This window comes from Halomonas sp. BN3-1 (assembly GCF_003056325.1).
GTDB classification, from domain to species: Bacteria; Pseudomonadota; Gammaproteobacteria; order Pseudomonadales; family Halomonadaceae; genus Halomonas; species Halomonas litopenaei.
Genome location: NZ_PYVV01000007.1, coordinates 173,101 through 194,115 on the forward strand (window position 1 = coordinate 173,101; position 21,015 = coordinate 194,115).

Consider the following 21,015-nt stretch of genomic DNA (forward strand, 5'->3'; position numbering starts at 1 on the left):
GGAGCATGCAGGACCTAGGCGCTGTCCGAAAAGTCGACGAGCGCAGGCACTCGTCAGACTGGCCCTCGAGCCCGGCGGTTAGATCCCTGCGGTATCACGCAATAGCTTGTAGAGCCGCTTGGCGTTGGTGGGGGGCTTGTTCTGCTCGCGCTCCTTGCGGGCGTTGCGGATCAGCTGACGCAGCGCCTGGCGATCGGCCTGGGGATAGTCTTCGAGGAAGGGTTCGACGGCGTCATCACCTTCTTCGATCAGGCGATCACGCCACTTTTCCAGGCGCAGGAAGGCATGGTCGCGCTGGACCTGGGCCTTCTCGATGTCGTCGAAGACCGCCTGGATGGCCTCCAGGTCTTCCTTGCGCATCAGCTTGCCGACGTACTGCATATGGCGGCGTCTGGCCTCGCGGGCACGAATGCGGTCGGTCTCGTCGATGGCGCGAAGCAGATCGTCCGACAGCGGGAAGCGGGCGCGCTCCTCGGGCTTCATCGCGATGAAGCGCTCGCCCAGCGCCTGCAGCTCGTGCATCTCCCGCTTGAGCTGGGACTTGCTGGGGCGGTCGTCGGGGGAAAGGTCATCCTGGGTCATACCGGGTCCCTGGTGAAGGCATCGGGGAAAATCGAAAAGGCGGTGGTCGCGTCGGGCGCGACGTCCGCGAAAGTATACCAGCCTGTGGCGCCCGAGGCGCCGCAGGATGACAGTCTCAGCCGACCCCTATGGTCGGACAAGGAGTACAAGATGACACAGGCGTTTGATGCCAGAGCCCAGCAGGCGGTGCTGGAAAGTCGTGCCGAGACCGCGCTCGAGCTTGCTCGGCGACTGGGTGCGGATGCCTGCGAGGTCGGCGCCAGCGTCGATCAGGGCACCGGTGTAAGCGTGCGCGAGGGCGATGTGGAGTCGGTGGAGCTGTCCCGCGATCAGGGCATCGCCGTCACCGTCTATCTGGGCAAGCGCAAGGGCAGCGCCTCGTCCACCGACGCCAGCGATGCCTCGATCAAGAGCGTGGTCGAGAAGGCCATCGCCATCGCTCGCTACACCGGCGAGGATCCTGCCTCCGGGCTTGCCGACGCCGAGCTGATGGCGACCGAGTTGCCGGATCTCGACGTCCATCACCCCTGGGCGCTGGACACGGACAAGGCGATAGAGCTGGCGCTTGCCTGCGAGGCGGCGGGCCTGGCCGAGCCGGGTATCCGCAGCTCCGACGGCGCCAGCCTGTCGAGCGGCGAGGGCGTTCGCGTCTACGCCAACAGCCATGGTTTTCTCGGCAGCCAGCGCGGCAGCCGTCACTCGCTTTCCTGCCTGCTGATCGCCGAGGATGCATCCGGCATGCAGCGGGACTACGACTACACCAGCGCCCGGGATCCACGGGCGCTGCGTGACCCGGCGGAGGTCGGCCGCAGCGCCGCCGAGCGTACGCTACAGCGCCTCGGGGGGCAGCGCCCCCAGACCGGGCGTTTTCCTGTGATGTTCGACCCGACCCTGGCAAGCGGCCTGATCGGCCACCTGATGTCGGCCCTGGCCGGCGGCGCCATCTACCGCGACGCCTCCTTCCTGTGTGGCCGCCTGGGTGAGACTCTGTTTCCCGAGTGGTTCAGCCTCGCCGAGCAGCCGATGCTGGTGGGTGGCATGGCCAGCAGTCCGTTCGACGGCGACGGCGTCCAGACCCGCAACAATCGCTTTATCGAGCAGGGGCGTCTGGCCAGCTACATGCTGTCGGCCTACAGCGCACGTCGGCTCGGCATGCAGACCACCGCCAACGCCGGCGGGGCACGCAACCTGCGCCTCGAGGCGCCGCTGGAAAGCCGCGAGGCGCTGCTCTCGAAGATGGATCGGGGCGTACTGGTCACGGAGCTGATGGGGCAGGGCGTCAACGGCGTCACCGGTGACTATTCCCGCGGTGCGGCCGGTTTCTGGGTCGAGAACGGCCAGATTCAGCATCCCGTCGAGGAATTCACCATCGCCGGCAACCTGGCGGGCATGTTCCAGGGCCTGGTAGGACTGGGGGAAGATATCGATACCCGTGGCAGCATCCACAGCGGTAGCTGGTTGATCGATGAGATGACCATCGCCGGTAGCTGACACGCCCAGCGAACGACCGACGTTCGCTAATATGGCATAGAATTTTCGGCGGCCCTCGGGGCCGCCGTTTTTTTGCCGTTGAGTCCTTCGTGCCGCGAAGACGCTATGCTGAGCCATAGGCAGGGCTCTGGCCGCCAGGGCTCGCGACCGACAATCGGGGTGCGGGGATGACAATGAAGCGGTTTTCCTGGCTGCTGCTGGCAATGGCAAGCGGCCTGGTCTCGAACGCAGCGGCAGCGACCGCAGAGGCCACCGAGCCATCCAGCTCGGACGGTGCGGTCAATCTGGATACCTACGTGCGGGCGCAGACCGACACCCACTTCCAGAACTATGCCGATGATGGCTATTTTGGCAGCCTGCGCCATGACCGCGCGCCGTTGCCGGTGGACGCCGAGGTGGTTCGGGTCAATCGGGATATCCTGCACAGCGTCGGCGTCTTCGATCTGGCCTCACCGGTGACCTTCACCGCCCCGGCCAGCGCCACCCGACTGCAGTCCATGCAGGTGGTCAACCAGGACCACTACACCCCGATGATGTCCTACGGCGGACGCGAGATCGTGCTGGATGAAGAGAGCGTCGGTTCGCGTTATGCCCTGGTCATGTTCCGTACCCAGGTGGACGCCGACTCGAGCGCGGACATCGCCGAAGCCAACGCGCTGCAGGATGCCATCGAGTGGTCCCAGGATGACGCGGGAGAGCTGTCATTGCCCGAGTGGGATATGGAGCGACTGAGCGAGGTAAGAGAGGCGGTGCTTGGTCTGTCGCCCTTTATCTCCGGCAGCCACGGCATGTTTGGCGCCGAAGACAGCGTCGACCCGGTGCGGCACCTGTGGGGGACGGCCGCGGGTTGGCTGGGCCAGCCCATCGAGGACGCCTACTACGTCACCGTCAGCCCACTTCACAATGATGGAGAGACGCCTCAGGTGCTGATTCTGCCGGTGGACGTGCCGGTCACCGGGTTCTGGTCGGTGACCGTCTACGATGCCAGAGGGCGTCTGATCGAGGGCGCCGAAGGGGCGCACTCCCTGACCAGTGTCGAGGCCGACGCCAACGAGGATGGTTCGGTAACCCTCCACTTTGGCGGCGACCCCCTGGCACCCAACCATCTGGCGATCGCCCCGGGATGGACGTACACCTTACGCTTCTATCGTCCCGCCGAAGCCCTGATCAAGGGCGATTGGCTGCCACCGTCGCCGACCCCGGTGGGGCTACCAGTGCCGGGTTCTGGCTAGATATAAAGCTCGGGCTGGATACAAAAAGAGGAACGTCCATCCCTGTGGATGGACGCTGTCACCAACACCTGCTGCGCTTCTACCGCCCGGGCTAGCCCTGAGACACCTTGAGCGCCTGGTCCAGGTCCGCCATCAGATCGTCGACATGCTCGATGCCGACAGACAGGCGCACCATGTCCGCGGTGACCCCGGCAGCGGCCAGTTCCTCGTCATTGAGCTGGCGATGGGTGGTCACCGCCGGAATCGCCGAGCAGGTCTTGGCGTCACCGATATTGACCAAGCGCAGGATCAGCCCGAGCGCGTCGTAGAAGCGCACCCCTGCGTCTCGTCCGCCCTTGATGCCGAAGCTCAAGATGCCGGAGGCCTGGCCGTTCATGTAGCGCTTGGCCAGCTCGTGGTCCTTGTGATGTGAAAGGCCAGCGTACTTGACCCAGGACACCGCCTCGTGGCCCTCGAGGTACTCGGCGATGGTCTGGGTGTTGGCACAGATGCGCTCGATACGCAGCGCCAGTGTCTCGAGACCCTGCAGCAGATTCCAGGCGGCATGGGCGCTGAGGGCCGCCCCCATGTTGCGCAGTGGCACGACCCGGGCGCGGGCGATAAAGGCCGCGTCGCCGACGTCTCGGGTATAGCTGATGCCGTGATAGGAGGGGTCGGGCTCGTTGAGCAGCGCAAAGCGTTCGGCATGGCTGGCCCAGGGGAAGCGACCGGAATCGACGATCACGCCACCCACGGTGGTGCCGTGGCCACCGATATACTTGGTGGCGGAGTGCACCACGATATCGGCGCCGTGTTCGATAGGTCGCCACAGGAAGGGCGTGGCCACGGTATTGTCGACGATCAGCGGGACACCGTTGTCGTGGGCCACCTGGGCGAGTGCGGCGATGTCCACCACACTGCCCGAAGGGTTGCCGATACTTTCGCAGAATACCGCCTTGGTACGCTCATCGATGCGATCGGCGATGCCGGCGAGGTCGTCCTTGTCGGCGAAGCGGACCTCGATGCCCTGGCGCGGCAGGGTGTGGGCAAAGAGGTTGTAGGTACCGCCGTAGAGTTCGCTGATCGAGACGATATTGTCGCCGCTTTCGGCAAGCGTCTGGATGGTATAGGTAATGGCCGCCATGCCGGAGGCCACCGCCAGACCGGCGATACCACCTTCCAGGGCGGCCACACGATTTTCCAGCACCGCGCAGGTGGGGTTCATGATGCGCGAATAGATGTTGCCCTCGACCTTGAGATCGAACAGGTCGGCGGCATGCTGGGCATCATCGAAGGAAAACGAGGTGGTCTGGTGAATCGGGACCGCGACAGAGTGCTGGTCGTCAGGGGCGTAGCCGTGGTGCAGGGCGAGGGTTTCGCGTTTCATGGCAGTTCCTTTGATGGCGGTTCCTGGTCGGCCAGGGGAGCGCCTGATGGCGTCTTGGGGTCGGGTCTGACAGCCTAAGCCGCGGCGGCCGAGGCCTCAATCAGCAAAAGGTGCTGGACCGGCAATGGGCCCGACCGGGGCGCACGATAAAGACACGACACGGGAGCGACAGCGTGGACACACCCTCCAGCGACGCAAGCGAGATCTCGGGCATCGACACCATTGAGGCGGCGCGGCTCTTCGCTACGGCGGCTCACGGCGCCATCGGTCAGCGGCGCAAGTACCTGGACACCCCCTACATCGAGCATCCCGCCGCTGTGGCCGCGCTGGTCAGCCGCCACTGTCCTGGCGACCCCGCCATGGTTGCCGCCGCCTGGTTGCACGATGTATTGGAGGACACCCAGGTGACGGCCCAGGCGCTGAGTGACAACTTCGGGGAAGAGGTGACCGCGCTGGTGTTGGCGCTAAGCGATCTCGAAGGGCCTGAGGTGGGCAATCGCGCCGTGCGCAAGCGCTTGGCGCTGGAGCGTCTGGCACAGGCCGGGGCCCGCGCACAGACCATCAAGTACGCCGATCTGATCCACAACACCGGCTCTATCGTCGAGCATGACCCGGGATTTGCACGCCTCTACCTAAAGGAAAAGCGAGCCCTGCTCGAGGCCATGACCGAGGGGGAGGTCGGCCTTCGTCGCTTGGCCTGGGAGGTGCTTGAGCAGGCCGAGGGCCGTCTTCGACAGCGCAGACAACAGGGAGAGAGCCCCACCGGCAGGTGAGGCTCCTGGTTTATCCCGCCCTTCAATCCGAGCCCTTTCGGACCGGCCTAGAAACGCAGACCCAGGGCCAGCCCCCCGAGTACGTAGCAGAACAGGGTGATCAGGGCGACGCCGATCACGTTGAGCACGATCCCGCCACGGGCCATCTGCGAGATGGTGACGGCGCCGGAGCCAAACACGATGGCGTTGGGCGGCGTGCCCACCGGCAGCATGAAGGCGCAGGTCGCGGCGAAGGCGGCAGGTATCAGCAGCGTCATGGCGTCGGCGCCGATGCCGACGGCGACCCCGCCCAGCACTGGGATGAAGGTCGCGGCGGTGGCAGTGTTGGAGGTGATCTCGGTAAGAAACAGCACGATGGTGGTCACCGCCACCACCAGCGCCACCATCGGCAGCGCTCCCAGCGCGCTGACCTGTTCGCCGAACCAGCCGTCGAGCCCTGACGCCGCCACCGCGCTGGCCAGCGACAGACCGCCGCCGAACAGCAGCAGTACGCCCCAGGGCAGGCCATCCTCGGCGTCCTGCCAGTCCAGCACCATGTCGCCCTTGGCGTTGCCCGGCAGGAAAAACAGCACGATACCGGCGCCGATGGCGATGGCGGTGTCATTCAAGGCGTCAAGGAACGAAAACCAGTCGCCGATCAGCGGCAGGCTGGCGATCAGCCCCGGCACCACCCACAGAAAGGCCGCACCGGCGAACACGAACATCACCATGCGCTCGCCCTGGCCGAGCGGTCCCAGGTGATCGAGCTGGTCTTCGATCATCGCCTTGCCGCCGGGAATCTCATCGAGCTTGAAGCGATAGAGCACCCGGGTCATGAGTACCCAGCCGATCAGGATAAAGGTCAGCGCCAGGGGCAGACCGACCATCATCCACTGCAGGAACCCGATGTCCCGGCCCAGTTCATCGGCGGCGTAGCCGGCGACGATGGCGTTGGGGGGAGAACCCAGCAGGGTGCCGAGCCCGCCCATGGACGCCGACCAGGCGATGGCCAGTACCAGGCAGACACCGAAGCTGCGGATGTTGTCATCCTTGATGATGTCCGAGACGCGGCCGCCCTTGTGCAGGTCTTCTCCGACCGCGCCGCTGTCCTGTGAGCTCGAGCGTTCCACGACAAGGGTCAGTACCGACAGCGCAATCGGCAGCATCATCAGGGTGGTGGCGGTGTTGGACACCCACATGGACAGAAAACCGGTGGCCAGCATCATGCCGAGCACGATACGACGAGGTTCGACCCCGACGCGATGGAGGGTGGTCAGGGCGATACGCCGGTGCAGTTGCCACTTTTCCATGGCGATGGCGATCAGGAAGCCACCGAGAAACAGAAACACGATGGAGCTGGCGTAGGGAGCGGTGGCCTCGGACACCGAGCGTTCGGTCAGCATGGGAATCAATACGATGGGCAGCAGCGAGGTGACCGACAGCGGAATCGCCTCGGTCATCCACCAGATCGCCATCAGGGTGCCGATGGCGGCCACCCAGCGGGCATCTGACGACATCGACTCGGCACCCCCAAGGGCCACCCAGACCATGGCCGCACCGGCCAGCCCGAAGGCCCGCAACGACCAGATCAGCCGAGGCGAGCGTCCGCCGCTGTCGCTGTCAACGTCCTGTTGTTGTGTAAGTGACTCTGCCATGGGGCCTCCCGCCGATCGCGAAGATGGATGTGACACTGCGGTGATGTACCGCCATCTCAGCGTAGACGAGGGCCAGGGACGCCGAGTTTGGGGGCCGACGTCGGCGAACAGGATGGAGCGAACCGGCACAGCCTGATCGGTCATCCTCTCGGGCGGGGACCAGGTGGCGAGAGACTAAAGACGAGAGGTGAGAGACGAGAGACTGTCTGCGTACCTCAGACAACGGCGTCAGACGGGGCCTTTGGGGTGACGTCATCGAGCCGATGGTAACTGGCCAGCAGGCGGCGGCTGACGCGAACATTGTTGTGAAGCCGCTGTCTGTCGTCATTGGACGTCGACGCCACGCCTTGGCGCTCGAGACAGGCTTCGGCCCGATCCAGCAGCTCGCCAAGCTGGGCGGGAGTAAAGTCGTGGCCCGATGATGTCCGTTGCGAGGCAGGCAGGGAGGCGTCCTGCGGCAGCAGTTCCACGAGGCGGTGGTACTGGCTATGCAGCAGGCGATGGAGGGCGCGGGCGAGGTCCTGTGACAGGTCGGCCTGAAGGCCTTCGGTAGCGACCTTGTCGTCAAGTTCCAGCAGTGCCGGTACACGGGGATCGACGCCGTGGATGGCGTGTTCGCCTTCGGGGTGCTTCAGCGTCAGCGGTATCAGCATGCGGTAGAGATGAAGGCGGTCGCGCTCCAGCGATTTGCGCGTGGCGTCGGCTTCCTGGCTCAGGCGGTTGAACTTGACCTGGGCGCCGAGGGCGTTGATCTGACTGACCGAACGGGAATAGCCGATCACCAGCGCGCTGACGAGACCCAACGAGAACAGCGATACCGCTGCACCTCCGTTGACGTCGTCGCGACTGTCCAGCAGCCAATAGCTCAGAGCGGCGCTGGCGATGACGATCACCAGTGCCACCCAGGTATTGGTGCGCGTTGATTCCTTCCTGCTGTGCATCCTTGCCCCCCGCCCCCAGCCACCTGGTGTGCCTTTCGTCGGGTACACCAGGAAAGGCTGGGTGCTGTCTGTCGCTCCCTGGTTCGCCACGCTGGGCGAACCTGACTGGGGCCAGCCTAGCAGCGGGTCAGCGTTGGCGAAACGCCTGTCGACTCAGTGGTCGATGTAGACATAGTGCTGCCAGCCGAGCATGCGCAACAGCACCTTGCGCATGATGGCGACGTGGTGGAAGTGCTCGGTGTAGACCGCTGCCTGGGCGCCGATGCCCAGCGGCATGTCCGGCATATCCTGGCCCGGGGCAAGCTTCAGGGTCACCAGCGCAGGGGCGTCGGTCCTGGCGAAGGCGTCGGCGCCCAGCAGTCGATCACCGGCGGCGACCTGGGACTCGGCGATGGCCGGCAGCACCTCGATGACTTCGGCGGCGAACACCTGGCCCGGCAGGGCGGTGAAGGTCAGTTCGGCCTCGTCGCCTGGCTGGATGCGGTTGAGTGCCTGCTGGCGGAAAGCGCCGGTAAAGCGGCCGGGTTCGTCATGCACGAAGACCCCCAGTGGCTTCAGCGGCAGCGGTACCGCCATCATTCCCGGGCGCACCGCGAGCTGTGTCAGAAAGCCGTCCGTGGGTGCGCGGATGACCGTATTTTGCAGATCATATTGTGCCTCGGCCAGTTGGGCGCGCTTGGCGACGACCAGCGGGTCCTCGTCATCGCCGTCGGGGCGCTGTTCGGCGCGGGCCCGTTCGAGGGCAGCCTCGGCCTGGGCGACACGTGCAGCCGCGGTCTGGGCGTTCTGGGAGGCTTCGTCGATCTGCTGACGGCTGAAGGCCGAGGAGGCGGCCTGATAACGTGCCAGGGTCCGACTGGCCTGATCTCTATCGGCCTGGGCCGCCACCAGGTTGGCCTCGGCCTCGGCAACGCCGGCGCTGCGACTGTCGGAATTGCGCAGGGCGTCTTCCAGCTCCGCCGTCAGCCGCTCTACCCGGGACTCGAACTGGGTGGCGTCCAGGATGAACAGCGGGGTACCGGCCTCGACCAGGGTGTTGGGGTCGACCTCGACGGAGCTGACCCGGGCCCGGACCTCGGATACCAGCGGCGTCACCGCGTAGGCCTGGCGAACCTGGCGGGTAAAGGGATGGTTGTAGTTCATCAGCAGCACCAGGGTCGCGACCACGATGATGCCGCCGAGTACCGCAGTGGGGACCGTCCACTTGTTGAGCGGGATGCGGAAGATCTTGAACACGGCGATACACAGCGCCGCATAGGTCAGCACGATAAGCAGATCCATCAGTCCTGACCCCCCTGGGTATTGCCGGACGTAGATTGGGCGCGAGCCGGTTGCTCTGCCTTGAGCGACGGCGCTGAGGCCTCCTGGGCGTCGAGTCGCTGGCGCAGGTGGTCGAGTTCGAGGCGTAACTCGTCGATCTCGCTGCGCTCTCGCGCCTGTTCTTCCTCGATCTGCTTGAAGCCCCAGCCGCGATCCGGCCGGTAGAGGGTGGCCCAGATCCACAGGAAGGGCCACAGCACGTGCAGGGTGAACAGGCTGACCCAGCCGGCGACGTGGATCGCGTCCTGGTGCGGGTGGTCGCGCTTCTTGGCGATACCGTAGGGAATGTCGTGGATGACGATGACACCGTAGAACAGGGTCAACACCACGAAGCACAGGATGCCGAGGGCAAAGTAGTTCAGCATGCAATGACCTTTTTTCGCGGACCTGCGCAACGTGCGAGGTCGATTTCAATCATGGAACATGCATGTAACGATAGCAGGATCGAGCCCTGACAAAGCCAACGGATGCTTAGGCGGCGTCAACGGGGAGCTAGGCGTGTCGAAGCTAGGGCGCGTCGAAGCAAGGGCCAGGGGCCGAGCCGACAGGAGAAAGGTCAAGAAGAATGCTGGACCTGCGGTCGAATGAAGTGTGCTCGCTCGACGGGTCCGAAAAGATGGTGCGGATGGGGAGACTCGAACTCCCACGCGCTAAGGCACTAGAACCTAAATCTAGCGTGTCTACCAATTCCACCACATCCGCACGCGGGGTAGGCGGGGCATATTTTACGTTGCCGGCCTGGCAAGTCAAACACTTCCGTGAGGTGCGCTCGCTTCGATCGAGTCAGGGCCCCGCTATCCGCCCGGACGCTGCGGGCGGCTCGGGAGCGGGGCTGAGGCTTGGGAGTTCGAGCTATGGCAGCGAAAGATGATCGGCGGCTTGATCGGCGAGTGCCCGATGGTCGCTGCCATCGAGGCGCGGAATGATGCCGAGGCAGGGCCCCGGCAGTCTGGCTTTCAGGTGATCGAGGTTGTCCCGGTAGAGGGTTTCATCTTCGGCGAAGCCGGGATCGACAAGGTTGCCGATCCAGCCGGCGCAAGTGACGCCATCTGCCTTGAGGGCTTCGGCGGTCAACAGGGCGTGGTTCAGGCAGCCGAGTTTCAGTCCCACCACCAGGACCACCGGAAGCTGAAGGCGTGTGGCGAGCCCCGCCAGGTCCTCCTGGTCGTTGAGCGGGACCCGGTAGCCGCCGGCTCCCTCGACCAGGATCAGATCACGGGGGAGCTCAAGGCTTCCCCCCAGCGTGTGGCAGAGCCTGTCGAGGGACAGGTCCACGCCGGCATAGCGAGCCGCCAGGTGTGGCGCGATGGGGGGCGCGAAGGCGAAGGGGTTGATGTCGTCATAGGGTACAGACGGCACGCTCTGGGCCTGCAGGGTCAGGGCGTCGATATTGCGCAGGCCCTCGGCGGTGGACTCACACCCCGAGGCGATCGGTTTGAGGCCGAGGGTGGTCTGGCCCTGGCGGCGTGCCAGGGCCAGCAGGCCGGAACTTGCCAGGGTCTTGCCGGCGTCGGTGTCGGTGCCGGTCACAAAGTAGCTTGGCATGGCGAGTGCGGGATCCTGTGCTGCAAGTTTGGTGGCGGTGAAACGACGATGGGGCACCTCACTCAGGGGCGCGGTGGTCAGGCGTCAGCGATCGAGAATCAAGGTCAGCCGCTGGTAGGTCACCGGTAGTCCTTCGGGTCTGCGCAGGTGTTCATAGCGGGCCCGCGCCTGTCTTATATCCTGACGGCTCAGACGGGCGCCGGGACGGGCGACCTGGGCGCCGACGCCCTTGACCGAGGCCATCACGGCGTCCAGGTCCGGGTAGTAGAAGCGCTCGGCACGCTGCTCGAAGGCGGTGGCGGCCCAGCGGCGGGAAAGCACCGCGCGCCGGTGGTCGTCGAGGCTTGCGAAGTCCAGCACTCCACTGGCCTTGCCCGGTTGACGCCAGACCTGGCCGATCTCTGCCAGGGTGCCGGGCAGCAGGGTGTTGAGTACCGCCCGTCCCCCAGGCGCCAGGACGCGATGGAGTTCCGCCAGCACCTGCTTCAGGTCGGGACACCACTGGATGGCCAGATTGGATATCGCCAGGTCGAGACTGGCATCGGCCAGCGGCAGCGCCTGGGCGTCGGCGCAGACCCAGGCGCACGCCGTGGCGCGCGGATGAGGTGATGCCTCTTGTCGACGTGGCTCGGTGCCTCGGTGGTCCTGGGCTGGTCGGGTCGGTGTCTGTTGGGTCGGTGTCTGTTGGGTCAGTGTCTGTTGAACCAGCGTCTGGCGAGCCTGTGCCAGCATCGCCGCGGACAGATCCAGCCCCAGCACGCTGGCGTCAGGGTAGCGCTCGGCCACTCTTCGGGTCAGGTCGCCGGGCCCGCAACCCAGATCGAGGATCCGCTCGGCGTGATCTGGCAGGTGGGGCCACAGCGTCTCGGCCATGGCCATCTGGGCGCGCGCCAGTTCTCGGTAGCGCGGGGCTGCCCGCGAGAACGCCCGGGCGACCCGTCGCTGCCAGTCACCGGGTGTGGCATCGGGCGCTGGGGAGACGCCCCTCTGGTCCGGCGCGGCCGTGGCCGTGTCGCTGGAGCGCGCGGGCTCGAGCTGGCGCTGCACTAGCGGAGCGTTCATGGCGTCACCTCGTCAAACCCCTGGACTTCGCGGTCGGCATCGGTTGCTTCGCGGTCGGCATCATCGTCTTCGCGGTCACCATAGTGAGCCCCGCGGCGGCTGGTGGGTGCCTTTCCTCCATCTAGCATCCGCAAGGCGTGTCGCTGAATCGCCTCGGCCAGACGGGCCGGCTGGCTCAGCATCGGGCAGTGCCCGGCGCCTTCGATACGCTCGTCCATGGCCGCGCGTACGGCAGGCGCCAGCAAGGGATCCGTGGCACCGCACAGGGACGTGATGGGGACGGGAGTTGCATTATCCGGCGCTTGGCCTGAGACATGGCCTGGCACGCCGCCAGGCAGGTCACCGATATCGGCGCCTGCCAGGGTGGCGAGGCCCTGCTCCAGGGTGGCGTGATCGGCGCCGATGTCAGGCGTCAGCAGGGTGCGCAGCCGGCGCAGGGCGTCACGGGGCGAGGGCTCGCCGGACAGCTGCCAGCGCAGGAAATGCTCTCTGGCCCTGGTCGGGTTGCGGCGGAAGGCGGCGCGAAAATCAGCCAGCGCGGACGTTGTCACCCCGTTCGGGTGACAGAAGGTCGGGCCCATGCCGAGCAGCACCAGGCCATCGGGGGCGGGCAGGTGCCGGGTCAGCGCGGCGGCCTGCAACGCACCGAGCGACCAGCCCACCCAGATGACCGGCTCGCCGTCGCGGGACGACAGGGAAGGGCCCATGGCCTTCGCCAGCGTCTGAAGGCCAGACGGCGGGTGTGCCTGCTGCTGGAAAAGCCCCGTGTCTGCGTCTGAGGCGTCTGCGTCCGAGGCACCTGCGTCTGCAAGCGCGGGCCTGCCGCCCATGCCGGGCCAGTCGATGGCCTCCACCGTCACCGAGGTCCCCCAATGGCTCGCCAGCGGTGACCAGATTCTGGCGTCGATGGCCCAACCGGACAGCAGTACCAGCCGGATCATCGGGATGCCCCTGCGCAGGTGGCCGACTCCTGCTTCTGGCACGTCAAGAGCGCCTCGAGCAGACGGTCGATGTCGTGGTCGTCATGGGCGGCGCTCAGGGTGACACGCAGCCTCGAGGCACCGGCGGGGACCGTCGGCGGGCGAATGGCACCCACCCGGATGCCAGCGTCCTCGAGGGTCCCGGCCCAGTCCAGGGTGCGCTGCTCATCGCCGAGCAGGATCGGCTGGATGGGGGTGGCCGACGCCATCAGCGGCAGCTTCAGGCTGGTGGCCTCGCGGCGGAATCGCGCGATCAGCCCATCGAGATGGCGGCGACGCTCGGGTTCGCCGGCCAGTATCTCGAGAGACTGAAGCGTCGCTGCCGCCACCGGCGGGGGCAGGGCGGTGGTGTAGATGTAAGGGCGGGCGAACTGGATCAGATGCTCGATCAGGGCGTCATCGCCGGCGACGAAGGCACCGGCGGTGCCGAGCGCCTTGCCCAGGGTGCCGACCAGCACGGGGACCCGCTCGCAGCCGAGTCGTCGCCCGACGCTGCCGTCGCCGTTTTCGCCCAGCACGCCGATGCCGTGAGCATCGTCGATCATCAGCCAGGCGCCGTGGCGCCGGCTGAGTGCGGCAAGGCCGTCGACGTCGGCGCAGTCCCCGTCCATGCTGAAGACACCGTCGCTGATGACCAGGCGGCGGCTGGCGTCCGGCACCCGATCCAGCAGGCGCGCCAGGTCATCAAGGTCGTTGTGGTGATAGCGCCGTGAGCGGGCGCCGGACAGCCGGGCACCGTCGATCAGGGAGGCGTGATTCAGCCGGTCCTGCAGAAGATGCACGCCGCTGTCACAGAGCGCCTGTATCACCCCCAGGTTGGCCATGTAGCCGGTGGAGAACAGCAGCGCCCGGGGGCGTCCGGTGAGGCGTGCCAGGGCTTCTTCGAGCGCCTCGTGCACCGTGCTGTGTCCGGTGACCAGATGTGAGGCACGGGCCCCGGCGCCGAAGCGCCGCGCACCATCGGCGGCGGCCTCGGCCAGACGCGGGTCAGCGGCCAGACCGAGATAGTCATTGCCGGCCATGTCGAGTCGCTGCGCGTCCTGCCGATGGACACGGCGCTGGCGCCAGCGATGCGCCTCGTGGCGTGCCTGGGCACTCTGGCGCAGGTGGGAATGCCAGTCTGCGCTCATGGGGTGGGCTCCTGGCAGTGATGCGCCGCACTAGCGCAGGGCTGGCAGCGGGCGCACATGGGGCTAGACCGCAGCGTCATAGAACTGGGCGCTGCTGGCTTCCCTGGCCTGGCGCTCGATCTGCCGGGCCAGGACCTGTTCGCGTTCGTCGTCACTGGCACAGGTGTCGCGACGTTCCGGATGCAGGCCAAGCTTGTCGAACAGCGCGCGGTCGCGCTCGACCTGTGGGTTGCCGGTGGTCAGCAGGGTGTCGCCGTAGAAGATCGAGTTGGCGCCGGCCATGAAGGCCAGTGCCTGGGTCGACTCGTCCATTTGCTCCCGCCCGGCGGACAGTCGCACGTGGCTCTTCGGCATCATGATGCGGGCCACCGCGATGGCGCGCAGGTACTCGATGGGGTCGAGGTCCTCGACGTCCTCGAGGGGCGTGCCGGGGACCTTGACCAGCATGTTGATCGGTACCGACTCCGGGTGCGGTGACAGGTTGGCCAGCTGCCTGAGCAGTCCTGCGCGATCACGGGCGGTCTCGCCCATGCCGAGGATGCCGCCGGAGCAGATCTTCATGCCGGCCTGGCGCACATTGCCCAGGGTGTCGAGGCGATCGGCGTAGCTGCGCGTGGTAATGATCTCGCCGTAGTACTCAGGCGAGGTATCCAGATTGTGGTTGTAGTAGTCGAGGCCGGCATCGGCCAGCTGATGGGCCTGGGCTTCGTCGACCATGCCGAGGGTCATGCAGGTCTCGAGCCCCAGCGCCTTGACCCTTTTCACCATTTCGATGACCACCTCGAGATCCCGCTGGCGCGGGCTGCGCCAGGCGGCGCCCATGCAGAAACGGCTGGCACCGGCATCGAGTGCGGACTTCGCCTGCTCCACCACCTTTTCGATCTCGAGCAGCTTCTCCTTGTCCAGGCCGGTGTTGTAGTGGCCAGACTGAGGACAGTACTTGCAGTCCTCGGGGCAGGCGCCGGTCTTGATCGACAACAGGGTCGAGACCTGAACGGCGTTGGCATCGAAGTGCTGGCGGTGGACGCACTGGGCCTTGAACAGCAGATCATTGAAGGGCAGGGCGAACAGCGCTTCGATCTCATCGAGCGTCCAGTCGTGACGGGGGGCGGCATCGGCGGCTAGGGTGGAAACTGTGGACGTCGAGTCGGCAGACATGGGTGTCTCGCTATGGTCAACTTTTTAAAATCGGATTGGTTGACGACAAGGATAAGTGGTGTGGCGAAGCTGTCAACCTGCGTGATCGGCAAGGTTGACCATGGCGTGGCGAAACTGATGGCGGATCGCTGCCTGTTCTGCCTGGCGACCCTGGCGCCAGGACCAGGGTCAGGGTCAAGATCGGGGCTCGCGGTGATTGCTGCGCCGGGTCCTGTGTCCGTCCTGCTGTGTGATCCCTGCCGCCGAGGGCTTGACCTCAATCGTTGTCCCTGCGAGGGCTGTGGCGAACCCTTGCCCGAGCACCGCTGGCGGCGTCCGGCGGGTGAACGCCTGTGCGGTCGCTGTCTGGTGGAGCCCTTCAGCTTCCATGAGGTGCGGACGCCGCTGATCTACCGCGACGAGATCAGGCGTCTCGTCCAGCGCTTCAAGGCCGAGGCCCATCTGCCCAGCGCCCAGTTGCTGGTCGCACTGTTTCTCGAGGCGTCACTCGCGGGCGAGAATGGCGTGCCTGACGCTCTGATCGGGGTGCCGCGTCATCCCGTCAGGGCCAGGCGCTTTGGCTTCGATCAGGGCCAGTGGCTGGCCTGCGAGCTGGGGCGCCGGCTCGGCGTGCCGGTGAGGCGGGCCTGGCGGCGTCGCGATGATCGCCCCCAGCATGAGCTCGGTTCGCGGGCCCGCCGTCGCATCGCGTCGGGCATGTTTGGTATCGCGTCAGGGCTGCCTCGGCACGTGGCGCTGGTCGATGACGTCATGACCACCGGGGCCACCCTTGAGCGGCTGGCGCAGGCCTGTCGCCGGGCGGGGGCACGCCGGGTGGACGCCTGGGCGCTGGCGAGGACGCCGCCACCCTGGCTCTGTTAAGCTCGGCGCCTCTCGCCTCGTTTGATATTTGTGCTTTTACCCGGAGCCCCCATGACCACGACCCCCACGCCCTTCAGTGAACTTTCTCCGCAGCGCGTGGTGGAGGCGATCGAATCACTGGGCCTGTGGCTGCCCGGCGAGCCCTTTGCGCTCAACAGCTACGAGAACCGCGTCTATCTGGTGCAGGACGATGACCGCAAGCGTTGGGTGGCCAAGTTCTACCGCCCCGACCGGTTGAGCGATGAGGCCATCGGCGAGGAGCACGCCTTCCTGCGTGAGCTCGACGATGCCGGGGTGGCGGTGGCGGCCCCCTGGCGCAACGACGCTGGCGAGAGTCTGCACCGGGCGGGGGGCTACCGCGTGGCGCTGTTTCCCCACCTGCCCGGCCAGGCGCCTGAGCTCGAGAACCCCGACCATCTGTTCGCCCTGGGTGAGCTGATAGGACGCGTGCACGAGGTGGGCCGGCGCGGCGAGTTCGCCCATCGCTGTCGGCAGGAGCCCCGCGCCATGGCCGAACAGGCTCGTCGCACGGTACTCGACAGTCCCTGGTTGAGCGAGCGTCAGCGCAAGGCCTACGAGCGCATCTCGCAGCAGTTGATCGAGGCGCTGGCACCACCCGCGGGTGTCAGCGCACCCATGCAGAGGGTTCACGGCGACTGCCATATCGGCAATATGCTGGGGCGGGAGGATCGCTTTGCGCTGGTCGATTTCGACGACGCGATGATGGCGCCGGCGGTACAGGACCTGTGGATGCTGTTCACCGCCCAGGGGCCGGAGGAAAGGGCGATGCAGCTATCGGAGGTGATCGAGGGCTACGAGCAGGTGATCGATTTCGATCGCCAGCAGCTCGCCCTGATCGAACCGCTGCGCGCCTTGAGGTTGATGCGCCATAGCGCCTGGGTGGTGGCGCGCTGGAACGATCCGGCCTTTCCCCGGGCGTTTCCCTGGGTCGCCGACGCCGGCTACTGGGACGAGCACATCCGCCAGCTGGAGCATCAACGCCTGGCCCTGGCGGATTCCGAGCGCTGGCTGGCGGGTGGCTGACAGATGGGGTCTGGCGGACGCCGTGTGCTGTCCGCCATAGGTGCCGCTACTCGGACGGAGTGGTCTGGCTCGACGGGGTGGCCTGCTTGGTTTCGTTGTCGGCGTCTTCGCCACGACGTTCGGCGTTAAGCTGCGCAGACGGGTTGGGCATCTGCTCGATGGCCAGCGGTTCGGTCAGTTCTAGCTGAAACACGCGGTCGGCGTCCAGGCGGCAGCCGCCGTCATCGCAGGCGGCGATGCCGAACTGGCCATCCTCGTCATAGGCGCCGGCGATGAGTTCGCCGGAGTAGATGTGGCTTTCGCCGCCATCGGTCTCGACGCAGGTGAGGGCCTCGGTGGTGATGCGCAGGCGTTGGCCATCGCGCTTGGCGTCGCCGACCAGCACGCAGTAGTGGGGCAGGTCGGTGCGTCCCTCGGCATCGGCGGCGGGCTTGAGCATGACATCATCGAGCCGCTGTCCGGCGGAGTCGAGGTCGATGCCTTCGATAATGCTGACGTCGATGCGTGCCTGGGCGGGTAGCTCCAGGCTGTCCGCCATAGCGGGCGTCATGCTGGTCAGGGCGCTGAAGGTCAGAATGGCGACGAGGGGCGTGCTGGGCCGGGCAAGCAGGCGGCGAAGGGCAGGCATTGGCGATTCTCGCGATATGGCTGGCGAAATGCGGGCAACAGGACGGGTAGCTGCATGGAGGCATGCCACCGACAGTGTCGCCTGGCACATGGACAACCTGATGACGATAGCACAGGGCTGTCGGGTGGACAGCTATCGCTCTCGTTGCGCGACACTCTGTCACGTACCTCGTCGCGACGGCGGCGGCAATCTCCCAATAGGCCTCGGCAACGGGCTTTCGTCATGGGCTGTCGCAAGATCGGGTGTCGAGCCGATTTCTTGCCAATGATGGGGGGTGACGGCGGGCAAAAACGCCAGGCGAACTGCGGAAGGCGACACGCTGCGGTAGACTATCGCTCACGCAATGCAAAAGCTATACTTCAAAAATTCTTTGTACAGGTTTTGTGGAGCCAGGCGGGCCGCCTGGTGTTCGCCCGAGCCGACGACTCCCCTGAAGGGCTGGATCATGACTGACGAACTCGCCAATCACTATCGACACATCATTGAGGAACTGGGCGAAGACCCGGAGCGAGAAGGGTTGGTGGATACGCCCAAGCGTGCTGCCAAGGCCATGCAGTTTCTCAACCGCGGCTACACCCAGTCGCTGGAAGAGATCGTCAATGGTGCGGTGTTTTCGTCCGAGACCGACGAGATGGTGCTGGTCAAGGACATCGAGCTGTATTCCATGTGCGAGCATCACCTGCTGCCCTTCATCGGCAAGTGCCATATCGCCTACCTGCCCAACGGCAAGGTGCTGGGACTGTCCAAGTTTGCCCGGATCGTCGACATGTACGCCCGCCGCATGCAGATCCAGGAGAATCTGACCCGTCAGATCGCCGATGCCGTGCTGCAGGTCACCGATGCACGGGGCGTGGCCGTGGTGGTGGAGGCGCGACACCTGTGCATGATGATGCGAGGGGTCGAAAAGCAGAATTCCAGCATGACGTCCTCGGTGATGCTTGGGGCCTTCCGCGAGAAGCCAAGCACCCGTCAGGAGTTCCTGACGTTGGTCAACAGCCGCTGAGGGGCCGATTCTACGGCCGCCGCACGAAGCGCTGAAGCCGACGCTTTTCGTTTACCGCTTTCAAGCATGACGCACGGGAGGGGCCATGTCCCTGCATGTACTGGGTGACCAGCATCTGGATCACGACCTTGCCACCATCCGCATCAAGAACCTGCGGTTGAGGACCTTCATCGGCATCAAGGAGGAGGAGATCCTCAATCGCCAGGACGTGGTGATCAATGCGGTGATCCGCTACCGCGCCGACAAGGCGGTGGCGTTCAATCATATCGAACAGGCGCTCAACTACCGCACCATCACCAAGCAGGTGATCGCGCTGGTGGAGGAGAACCGCTTTCAGCTGCTGGAGCGGATGACCCGCGAAGTGCTGGACCTGATCATGAGCCACGAGCAGGTGCTGACCACCCAGGTGGAGATCGACAAGCCCCATGCGCTGCGCTTTGCCGACTCGGTGTCGATCACGCTGTCGGCCTCGAGGGCGCCGCGGGATCACGATTCGGTGAGTTGAGGCGACGGCTTCGAGTTGGCGATCGGCCAGCGGAACGCTTAGCATGAAAGCTATATCGTCGTCGCGCAGTCGCCGAAGCGTCGGCGCCAGTCATTGCAGTTTTCCGTCAAGCCCGAGCCAGGAGCCTTCATGAAAGCCCTTAACGACATGCCGCTGTTTCGCCCCTTTGCCTATATCGACGGAAGCTGGGTGGCGGCCGACAGCGGGGAGCAGATCGACATCGTCAATCCGGCCAGTGGCGAGACCATCGCCCAGGTGCCTCGCCTGGGTCGCGCCGAGACCGAGGCGGCGATCGACGCCGCCGACGCCGCCCTGCCGGCCTGGCGCGCGCTGACGGCCCAGGAGCGGGCAGACATCCTGATGAAGTGGTACGAGCTGATGCTCGAACATCAGGACGAGCTGGCCACCATCATGACCCTCGAACAGGGCAAGCCGCTCAAGGAAGCCGCCGGCGAGATCGTCTATGCCGCCAGTTTCCTGCGCTGGTTCGCCGAGGAAGGACGCCGGGTCTACGGTGAGACCATTCCGGCGGCCAAGGCCAACCAGCGTATCGTGGTGACCAAGCAGCCGGTGGGTGTCTGCGGCGCCATCACGCCCTGGAACTTCCCCGCCGCCATGATCACCCGCAAGGCCGGCGCGGCCCTGGCGGCAGGCTGCACCATCGTGGTCAAGCCGGCCAGCCAGACCCCGCTGTCGGCCACCGCGCTTGCGCTGCTTGCCGAGCGCGCCGGGGTACCGCGTGGGGTGTTCAACGTGGTGCCGGGGTCGGCCAGCGAGATCGCCGCAGCCCTGACCGAATCGCCGGTGGTACGCAAGATCACCTTCACCGGCTCCACCGAGGTGGGGCGTACCCTGATGTCCCAGGCGGCCCAGCATATCCAGAAGATCTCGCTGGAGCTTGGCGGCAACGCACCTTTCATCGTGTTCGAGGACGCCGATCTGGACGCGGCGGTGGACGGCGCCATGGCTGCCAAGTTCCGCAATGCCGGCCAGACCTGCGTGTGTACCAATCGCTTCCTGGTGCAGTCCAGCGTCATCAACGCCTTCAGCGAGAAGCTGGCGGTGGCCATGAACAGCGAACTGACGGTCGGCGACGGCACCACCGAGGGCGTCAACATCGGACCGCTGATCGACGACAAGGCGGTGGGCAAGGTCAACGAGCATGTCCAGGACGCGGTGGACAAGGGTGCCGAGCTGTGGATCGGTGGCCACCCCCATCCGCTGGGTGGCAACTACTTCACGCCGACCCTCGTCAGCGGTGCCACCAGCGAGATGAAGGTGGCCCGGGAAGAGACCTTCGGTCCGCTGGCGGCGGTATTCCCGTTCGATGACGAGGAGGACGCCATCGAACTGGCCAATGACACCGAGTTCGGTCTGGCGGCCTACTTCTACTCGAAGGACCTGGGCCGGGTGTGGCGAGTGGCCGACGCCCTCGAGTACGGTATGGTCGGCATCAATACCGGCCTGATCTCCAACGCCGCGGCGCCCTTCGGTGGGGTCAAGGCCTCCGGCCTCGGTCGCGAAGGCGGGCACCAGGGCCTGGCCGAGTTCCTCGAGACCAAGTACCTGTGCATCGACCTCGGCGAGTAATTCGCTGTCTGCCGCCATCCTGCAGGTAGCGGCAGACCGCTCAGCGATAGCACACACACAAGGGCCCCGACGCACGCGTCGGGGCCCTTGTCGTAGATTGGCGCGTAGTTGGCGCGTAGATTGGCGGGCGGCTCCTGGGTGGGCCAGAACCGGCGGGGCCTGGGGCCCCG

The 21,015-nt window shown here is 65.9% G+C and carries 20 protein-coding genes and 1 tRNA gene; 8 read left to right on the forward strand and 13 right to left on the reverse strand.

Features of this window, described 5'->3' with window-relative positions:
- Window positions 1-78: 78 nt before the first annotated feature.
- Window positions 79-582, reverse strand: a complete 504-nt coding sequence (gene yjgA, locus C9F12_RS11665) for a ribosome biogenesis factor YjgA (RefSeq protein WP_045993059.1) — start codon at window positions 580-582, stop codon at window positions 79-81.
- Window positions 583-732: 150 nt separating this feature from the next.
- Here yjgA and pmbA point away from each other — a divergent pair, with 150 nt between their 5' ends.
- A complete protein-coding gene (gene pmbA, locus C9F12_RS11670; RefSeq protein ID WP_108448985.1) occupies window positions 733-2,073 on the forward strand; it encodes a metalloprotease PmbA in 1,341 nt (446 codons plus the stop codon).
- Between the two features lie 167 nt (window positions 2,074-2,240).
- Window positions 2,241-3,305, forward strand: coding sequence for a DUF1214 domain-containing protein (locus tag C9F12_RS11675; protein WP_108448986.1), 1,065 nt, complete (start codon window positions 2,241-2,243; stop codon window positions 3,303-3,305).
- Window positions 3,306-3,396: 91 nt separating this feature from the next.
- Here C9F12_RS11675 and C9F12_RS11680 read toward each other — a convergent pair whose 3' ends face one another.
- Window positions 3,397-4,671, reverse strand: a complete 1,275-nt coding sequence (locus tag C9F12_RS11680) for an aminotransferase class I/II-fold pyridoxal phosphate-dependent enzyme (RefSeq protein WP_108448987.1) — start codon at window positions 4,669-4,671, stop codon at window positions 3,397-3,399.
- A 173-nt stretch (window positions 4,672-4,844) separates the two neighbouring features.
- Here C9F12_RS11680 and C9F12_RS11685 point away from each other — a divergent pair, with 173 nt between their 5' ends.
- Window positions 4,845-5,444 (forward strand): HD domain-containing protein, encoded by a 600-nt coding sequence (locus tag C9F12_RS11685; protein WP_240184238.1) that lies wholly within the window; start codon window positions 4,845-4,847, stop codon window positions 5,442-5,444.
- Between the two features lie 47 nt (window positions 5,445-5,491).
- Here the strand turns inward: C9F12_RS11685 and C9F12_RS11690 are convergent, their stop codons facing one another.
- The 10 genes from C9F12_RS11690 to bioB all read right to left on the reverse strand — a co-directional run bounded on the left by C9F12_RS11690 (window position 5,492) and on the right by bioB (window position 15,214).
- On the reverse strand, window positions 5,492-7,078 hold the full coding sequence (locus C9F12_RS11690) for an SLC13 family permease (RefSeq protein WP_108448988.1): 1,587 nt from the start codon (window positions 7,076-7,078) through the stop codon (window positions 5,492-5,494).
- 215 nt (window positions 7,079-7,293) lie between these two features.
- Window positions 7,294-8,019 carry a hypothetical protein gene (locus C9F12_RS11695; RefSeq protein WP_108448989.1) on the reverse strand — a complete coding sequence of 242 codons (726 nt, stop codon included), beginning with the start codon at window positions 8,017-8,019 and terminating at the stop codon, window positions 7,294-7,296.
- A 153-nt stretch (window positions 8,020-8,172) separates the two neighbouring features.
- Entirely contained in the window at window positions 8,173-9,300 is a 1,128-nt protein-coding gene (locus C9F12_RS11700) for an HlyD family secretion protein (protein ID WP_108132881.1), read from the reverse strand.
- Entirely contained in the window at window positions 9,300-9,704 is a 405-nt protein-coding gene (locus C9F12_RS23095) for a DUF3302 domain-containing protein (protein WP_108448990.1), read from the reverse strand. Before C9F12_RS23095 ends, C9F12_RS11700 begins: the two co-directional genes overlap by 1 nt.
- Before the next feature lie 252 nt (window positions 9,705-9,956).
- Window positions 9,957-10,041, reverse strand: a tRNA-Leu gene (locus tag C9F12_RS11710).
- A gap of 150 nt (window positions 10,042-10,191) precedes the next feature.
- Entirely contained in the window at window positions 10,192-10,884 is a 693-nt protein-coding gene (gene bioD, locus C9F12_RS11715; RefSeq protein ID WP_108448991.1) for a dethiobiotin synthase, read from the reverse strand.
- An 84-nt stretch (window positions 10,885-10,968) separates the two neighbouring features.
- Entirely contained in the window at window positions 10,969-11,946 is a 978-nt protein-coding gene (locus tag C9F12_RS11720) for a methyltransferase domain-containing protein (RefSeq protein WP_108448992.1), read from the reverse strand.
- The gene (locus tag C9F12_RS11725; protein ID WP_240184239.1) at window positions 11,943-12,929 is read right to left on the reverse strand and encodes an alpha/beta fold hydrolase; all 987 of its coding nucleotides are present in this window, start codon (window positions 12,927-12,929) and stop codon (window positions 11,943-11,945) included. The genes C9F12_RS11720 and C9F12_RS11725 overlap by 4 nt, the downstream gene beginning before the upstream one ends.
- Window positions 12,884-14,056: an 8-amino-7-oxononanoate synthase gene (bioF, locus tag C9F12_RS11730; protein ID WP_108448994.1), complete on the reverse strand. Its 1,173-nt coding sequence runs from the start codon at window positions 14,054-14,056 to the stop codon at window positions 12,884-12,886. Before bioF ends, C9F12_RS11725 begins: the two co-directional genes overlap by 46 nt.
- A gap of 63 nt (window positions 14,057-14,119) precedes the next feature.
- Window positions 14,120-15,214: a biotin synthase BioB gene (bioB, locus tag C9F12_RS11735; RefSeq protein WP_045993967.1), complete on the reverse strand. Its 1,095-nt coding sequence runs from the start codon at window positions 15,212-15,214 to the stop codon at window positions 14,120-14,122.
- 60 nt (window positions 15,215-15,274) lie between these two features.
- On the opposite strand from bioB, the gene C9F12_RS11740 reads away from it, so the two are divergent.
- Together C9F12_RS11740 and C9F12_RS11745 are read left to right on the forward strand one after the other, a co-directional pair.
- Entirely contained in the window at window positions 15,275-16,075 is an 801-nt protein-coding gene (locus C9F12_RS11740; protein ID WP_240184240.1) for a ComF family protein, read from the forward strand.
- 51 nt (window positions 16,076-16,126) lie between these two features.
- Window positions 16,127-17,119, forward strand: coding sequence for a serine/threonine protein kinase (locus C9F12_RS11745; protein ID WP_108448995.1), 993 nt, complete (start codon window positions 16,127-16,129; stop codon window positions 17,117-17,119).
- 46 nt (window positions 17,120-17,165) lie between these two features.
- On the opposite strand, the gene C9F12_RS11750 is transcribed toward C9F12_RS11745, so the two are convergent.
- Window positions 17,166-17,747 (reverse strand): hypothetical protein, encoded by a 582-nt coding sequence (locus tag C9F12_RS11750; protein ID WP_108132873.1) that lies wholly within the window; start codon window positions 17,745-17,747, stop codon window positions 17,166-17,168.
- Window positions 17,748-18,192: 445 nt separating this feature from the next.
- On the opposite strand from C9F12_RS11750, the gene folE reads away from it, so the two are divergent.
- From folE to C9F12_RS11765, 3 genes are all read left to right on the forward strand, one after another.
- Window positions 18,193-18,750, forward strand: a complete 558-nt coding sequence (gene folE, locus C9F12_RS11755) for a GTP cyclohydrolase I FolE (protein WP_045993969.1) — start codon at window positions 18,193-18,195, stop codon at window positions 18,748-18,750.
- Window positions 18,751-18,835: 85 nt separating this feature from the next.
- Entirely contained in the window at window positions 18,836-19,255 is a 420-nt protein-coding gene (gene folX / locus C9F12_RS11760) for a dihydroneopterin triphosphate 2'-epimerase (RefSeq protein WP_108448996.1), read from the forward strand.
- 129 nt (window positions 19,256-19,384) lie between these two features.
- Window positions 19,385-20,845, forward strand: a complete 1,461-nt coding sequence (locus C9F12_RS11765) for an NAD-dependent succinate-semialdehyde dehydrogenase (RefSeq protein WP_045993971.1) — start codon at window positions 19,385-19,387, stop codon at window positions 20,843-20,845.
- Window positions 20,846-21,015: the final 170 nt, after the last annotated feature.